This window comes from Synechococcus sp. H55.9 (genome assembly GCF_047462355.1).
GTDB lineage: Bacteria > Cyanobacteriota > Cyanobacteriia > Thermostichales > Thermostichaceae > Thermostichus.
Genome location: NZ_JANSJB010000031.1, coordinates 9,584 through 15,322, shown reverse-complemented (window position 1 = coordinate 15,322; position 5,739 = coordinate 9,584). Strand labels below are relative to the sequence as shown.

At 60.6% G+C, this 5,739-nt stretch carries 6 protein-coding genes; 3 read left to right on the top strand and 3 right to left on the bottom strand.

Translation table 11 applies throughout. The annotated features are described in order from the left end of the window. Window positions 1–102: 102 nt before the first annotated feature. The 3 genes from glyQ to NW857_RS05885 are packed head-to-tail and all read right to left on the bottom strand — an operon-like array spanning window position 103 to window position 3,372. Window positions 103–1,089: a glycine--tRNA ligase subunit alpha gene (gene glyQ, locus NW857_RS05895; protein WP_414335036.1), complete on the bottom strand. Its 987-nt coding sequence runs from the start codon at window positions 1,087–1,089 to the stop codon at window positions 103–105. Window positions 1,090–1,134: 45 nt separating this feature from the next. Continuing rightward, window positions 1,135–1,902 carry a peptidase gene (locus NW857_RS05890; RefSeq protein ID WP_414335035.1) on the bottom strand — a complete coding sequence of 256 codons (768 nt, stop codon included), beginning with the start codon at window positions 1,900–1,902 and terminating at the stop codon, window positions 1,135–1,137. 45 nt (window positions 1,903–1,947) lie between these two features. Further along, entirely contained in the window at window positions 1,948–3,372 is a 1,425-nt protein-coding gene (locus tag NW857_RS05885) for a DUF697 domain-containing protein (RefSeq protein WP_414336755.1), read from the bottom strand. Between the two features lie 189 nt (window positions 3,373–3,561). Here NW857_RS05885 and NW857_RS05880 point away from each other — a divergent pair, with 189 nt between their 5' ends. Genes NW857_RS05880 through NW857_RS05870 form a run of 3 tightly spaced genes read left to right on the top strand, consistent with a single transcriptional unit; the run spans window position 3,562 to window position 5,719 of the window. Continuing rightward, window positions 3,562–3,846, top strand: a complete 285-nt coding sequence (locus NW857_RS05880) for a DUF427 domain-containing protein (RefSeq protein WP_414335033.1) — start codon at window positions 3,562–3,564, stop codon at window positions 3,844–3,846. A 46-nt stretch (window positions 3,847–3,892) separates the two neighbouring features. Next, entirely contained in the window at window positions 3,893–4,486 is a 594-nt protein-coding gene (locus NW857_RS05875) for a TolB family protein (RefSeq protein ID WP_414368297.1), read from the top strand. Window positions 4,487–4,534: 48 nt separating this feature from the next. Then, window positions 4,535–5,719, top strand: coding sequence for an LL-diaminopimelate aminotransferase (locus NW857_RS05870; protein WP_414335031.1), 1,185 nt, complete (start codon window positions 4,535–4,537; stop codon window positions 5,717–5,719). Window positions 5,720–5,739: the final 20 nt, after the last annotated feature.

Below are 5,739 nucleotides of genomic sequence, written 5' to 3'. Positions count from 1 at the left end.
GAAAACGAGAGTGTCGATTATCCTAAGGTAAGGGGTGGCTATGGCAGGCCAGCGCCTGCTGATACCAATCTCTCATCATAGCGAAAACAGGGATCTTTTTCCCTAGCTATTAGCCCAGGCGCCTTTGGAGATCAGGGTGGGTTCCGTCTGCCCTAGGGCATAGCTGGAGCCGGGTCGATCCGCTTGGCTGACATATAGCTCCGCCAATTGTCGGGCCAGGTTGCGGATGCGCCCAATGTAGAGGGTGCGCTCGGCTACGGCAATGACGCCGCGGGCATCGAGCAGGTTAAAGGTGTGGGAGCACTTGAGCACATAGTCGTAGGCGGGCAGGAGCAGAGACACAGCCAACCGATCCGGCAACAGTTGTTTCTGCAGCTTCTGGTGTGTGGTTTCGATCAAGCGCTTAGCCTCGGCTTCGTAGAGGCGGAACAATTCCAGCAGCATTTCAGGGTCGGAATACTCGAAGTTGTAGTAGGACTGCTCCACCTCGTTTTGGAAATAGATTTGTCCATAGGTAATCCGGCCCAGGGAAGGGTGCTCATTCCAGCAGAGATCGAAAACCGAATCTACCCCCTGCAGGTACATGGCCAGGCGCTCTAGCCCATAGGTAATTTCTACAGAAACCGGGCGACAATCCTGCCCGCCCACCTGTTGAAAGTAGGTGAACTGGGTAACTTCCATGCCGTCCAGCCACACTTCCCAGCCCACACCCCAAGCCCCCAAGGTGGGAGATTCCCAATCATCTTCCACAAAGCGAATGTCGTGCTCTGCCGGGTTGATGCCCAGAGCTTGTAGGCTATCTAGGTACACATCTTGGATGTTGTCGGGGGAGGGTTTGATCAGCACTTGGTATTGAAAATAATGCTGCAGGCGGTTGGGGTTTTGGCCGTAGCGCCCATCGGTGGGGCGGCGACAAGGTTCGACATAGGCCACCCGCCAGGGATCTGGCCCCAGGGCGCGCAAAAACGTGTGGGGGCTCATGGTGCCGGCGCCTTTTTCCAGGTCGTAGGGTTGCAGGATGAGGCAGCCTTGTTCCCCCCAAAACTGCTGCAGGCGAAAGATCAAGTCCTGAAAGGTGTGGGCTGACATGACAAGGGCTGGGCAAAGCTACCCTATCCTACCAATCTCCCCCGCTCAGTCGATCAGCTCTTCTTCTCGATCGGCTGAATCTGAGTAGTCCCACTCGATGGGGGGCATTTGGTCGAAGGCTTGTTTGAGGGCGCTCTCCCAGAGCTTGCGCATCTTGGCCAGGTAGGGATCCCCGGTGCGCAGGCGCAGGCGGTGGGTAACTTTGAACTGATTGGCCGGCACCATCACCAGGTCGATGGGGGGGCCGACGGAGATGTTGGACTTCATGGTGGAGTCGATGGAGAGGAGAGCGCATTTGGCCGCATCCTGCAGCGAGGTTTCGTAGGAGAGGGTGCGATCCAGGATGGGCTTGCCGTATTTGGTTTCCCCCACTTGCAAAAAAGGCGTTTCTGGGGTGGCTTGAATGCAATTGCCCTGGCTGTAGATCAAAAAAAGGGCCGGCTCCTCGCCGCGGATTTGTCCTCCCAGCAACAGGCTGCACTGGGCGTCGATGCCGTCTTTTTCCAACCAGGGTCGGTCTTGCTCTTGGATGTAACGAATTTTGGATCCCAGGTAGCGGGCCACGTCGTAGAGATGGGGAAACGTGTGAAGATTCGCACTTTCCTGCTGTCGCAGATCCCGCTGCACTTCCGTTAAAACGCTCTGGGTAATAGACAGGTTGCCGGAGGTGCAAATTAAGATTACCCGTTCTTCGGGCAAGGAAAAATCGAACAGCTTCTGATAGGTGGAGACATAGTCCACCCCGGCGTTGGTGCGGGAATCTGCTGCCATCACCAAGCCAAAACGGGTGAGGATGCCAAGGCAGTAGGTCATGGGAACGATTGGCTCGGCCTTCTGATTGTAGAGGGTTGTAGAGGGTCAGGAGAGAGCGAATCCAATTTTGTGGCGGATTTCCTCCCGCAGGCGGGCGGTGATCGAGGCTTCGTCCAAATCGGCCAAAATCTGGGCTATGGCGGCTTTGGGCCCCTCCGGCCCCCAACTGGCTCCCTGGGCCAGGTAGCGACGGGCCGCCTCCCCGATGGCGTAGCAGGAAAACCCGGCCAACACCGCCTGGGTCAGGGCCACCGAACCGTAGGCCCCCAGAGAGAGTCCCCCAGCAAAGGGCAGGGATCCCCCCAGCAAGGTTTTCAGGGATCCCAGGCCCAACAGCGCCACCCATTCTCCTGCCCCCAGGCTGAGCATGCTGAGGACGATCTTCTGCAGCAGTTGGGCGGCTCCCGCGCTGCTCATGGGCCAGCCATACAGGCGGGACAGGCGCAGGATCAGGGTGACATCCAGAGCCAGCCCTCCCAGAGTATCCAGCAGGGTAATGGGGTTGAGGGCAACCGCCAGCGCTTTGGTGCGGGCAGCGGCGGCGATGAGATCTTGGGCCTGCTGGGCGCGGCTTTGCAGCTTGCGCTCGATCACCTGTTGGTTGACGCGATCGGCAAACAGGAGGGCATTCAAGGCCAGCAGTGAGCGCCCCTCCCGATGCAGGACTTCCAGGATTTTCAGGCGCAGCTCGTCCACCTGCGGGGATCCCACTTCCAGTTGGGCGCCGAAGCTCCCGTCCGGCCTTTGCACTAGGCGAGGCACGCGCGGGGAGGCCGCCACCATGACAATTTCGTTGGGGGAAAGGAGCTGCCGTACCCGTTCGTTGCGGATCTTGTCGTAAATGGCCTGGCGATCCACCTCTGGGTACTGGTCGATCTTGTTGAAGACCAGCAGCATGGGCTTGCCCGCCTCCCGCAGGGCCGCCAGGGCCTCAAACTCCACCCGTGTCAGATCCCCACAGACGACAAACAGGATCAGATCCGACCGCTGCGCCACCTCTTGGGCCAGCCGCGCCCGCTCCTCGCCGTCCACCTCATCGAGGCCAGGGGTGTCGATCAGCTCCAGACGGGATCCCTGCCAGTGGGTAACCTGTACCGATTGAATGGCTGGCGGGGGAAGTTGGGATCCCCGGGCCGGGGCGGCTGGGGCCTTGGGGCGGGTTTCCCAACTGATGTTCCAAACGGCAGCTCGATGGGTACGGGTGACGCCGTGGGTTGGCCCCGTCTCGAACACCGGCTCGCCCAACAGGGCATTGAGCAGGGAGGACTTGCCCCGCCCCACCAGGCCAAAGGCGGCGATGTGGATCACCTCAGTCTCCAGCTTGTCCAGCAGCGTTTGCAGATCCTCTAACTCCCCTTCTAGGCCCGCGATCTCTTGGGGGTGCAGATCCAGTTGGGCCACCCACTGGCGCAGGCTGCGCTTGGCTTGCTGGTAGTTGAGGTCATCTTCTAGGGTGTTGCGGCGAGCCATGGCCGTAGCGCTCAATAGCAGTGGAGAATAGCCCAGCAGGGGCGGGTGTCAACCCTCAACGACAACGATCAACGACAGGCAGAAAAGCTAATCTCAAAGAAAGGCAGTTGGCCTTGCCGAGATCTGCAACTTCAAAAATAACGTTAAAACTAACGTTGAGAACCGAGAGTTCGCGACAGGAGGTTTTTCATGCCCAGGGCCATCTGGAACGGGGTGGTGGTGGCGGAGACCGACCGCTACGAAACCGTGGAAGGCAACATCTATTTTCCGCCGGAATCTTTGCGGCGGGAATACTTTCAGCCCAGCCCCACCCACACCACCTGCCCTTGGAAGGGGCAAGCCAGCTACTACACCCTCGTGGTCAACGGCCAGGAGAACAAAGACGCCGCCTGGTACTACCCCGATCCCAAGCCGGCTGCAGCCAACATCCGCGGCTACGTGGCCTTCTGGAAGGGCGTCAAGGTAGAACCCTAGCCGTTTGCCGGCTGGGTATGATGGAAAAAATCGGAGAGGCAAGGCAATGCTGACCAAGGGCCGGATCCCGTTCAGGCTGACCTGCTGGGCAAAAAAATTGTGTTGGGCCGGATTGAGCCTGGTGCTGTTGGGCTGCAGCCCGGCAGGCTTGCGCACGCCGCGCCCCACCCTGGCCGGCAGCGGCCTCAACAGTATCTTCCCCGATGGGGAGCCTGCTTTCAGTGGCGATGGTCGCTACCTGGTGTTTTCCTCTGCCCGCAGCGGCAGCCAGGATGTTTTTCTCTACGACACGGTGGAACAGCGGCTGGTGGACTTGCCTGGCCTCAATTCCAGCGATGTGGCTGCCACCTCGCCCGACATCAGCGCCGACGGTCGCTACATCGTCTATGTCTCCAATGCGCTGGGCAAGTCGGAGATCTTTCTCTACGACCGGCAAACCCGCCGCGTCGAAAACATCAGCAGCCGGGTGCCGGGGGATGTGCGCAACCCCACCATCAGCGGCGATGGCCGCTTTATCGCCTTTGAAAGCAACGGTCGCGGCCAGTGGCACATCGAGATCTTTGACCGCGGCCCGGCGGCGGCCACACGGCCCTCTGCCCCCAGCTCCTCCACTGCCGGCAACAATCCCAACAATCCCTAAAGAGATCCCGCTGTTTGGATGACGCCCTAGCCACCCTGGATCTGCCCCATGCCCACTGCCTTTGCCCAACGACTGGAGCTGCTGCACTCTAATGTCTTCGACCAGCTAGACCAGGCCAAGTGGGAGGCGCGCCGGTCGGGCTTGGATGTCATCGACCTTTCTTTGGGCTCCTCAGATCTGCCCCCGCCTCCGGAAGCGCTGGCAGCCATTCAATCCGCTTTGTCGGATCCCGCCACCTACGGCTACACTCTGTTTCACGACACCGCCGATTTCCGCGCCGCCTGCGCCAAGTGGTACCTGAGGAAGTTCGGCCTGGGGATCGACCCAGAAACCGAGGTGCTGCCGCTGATCGGATCCCAGCAGGGAACGGCCCTTCTACCGCTGGCCTTGCTCAATCCCGGGGATATTGCTTTGGTCACCGACCCCGGCTACCCCTCCCACGTGGGCGGGATCCATCTGGCGGGAGGGATCCCTTACTATTTGCCCCTGCGGGCGAAAAACCGCTTCCTGCCCCAGTGGGACGAGATCCCGGTGGAGGTCTGTCGTCGGGCGCGGCTGTTGGTGCTGAGCTATCCCCACAACCCCACCACCGCCACCGTCACCCCAGAGTTTTGGCAGGAAGCGCTGCAATTTTGTCGGCAGCACGATATCTTCCTGGCCCATGACTTTCCCTATGTGGACTGGCGTTTCGACGGCCAGGTGGCTCCCTCGGCGCTGCTGGCGGATCCAGACAAGACCCGCACCATCGAGTTCTTTTCCCTCTCTAAGTCCTATCACATGGGGGGGTTCCGGGTGGCCTATGCCATCGGCAGCCGCGAGCTGATCCGAGCTTTGCGCCTGGTGAAGTCCACCATCGACTTCCACCCCTACCAGGGCATTCTGCGGGGGGCAGCGGCGGCCTTGGCGGCTCCCGATAGCTTCTTGGATCACTGGCGGCAGGTGTACCGCCAGCGGCGGGATATCGCGGTGGCAGCCTTGCACCGCATCGGCTGGCCCGTGCCCCTGCCGGAGGCCACCATGTACCTGTGGGCGCCTTTGCCGGAGTCCTACCGTGGTTCCTCAGCCCAGTTTTGTCTGGACTTGGTGAGGGCTACCGGCGTTGCCCTGTCGCCGGGCTCTGGCTTTGGCCCCAGTGGCGAAGGCTATGTCCGCTTTGCCCTGGTGGCGGAGGGATCCCGGCTGGAGGAAGCAATAGGTCGGATTGGGGAGTTTTTGTCCCAGTGCATGTCTTAAGCTTGAAATGCCCTCACCCC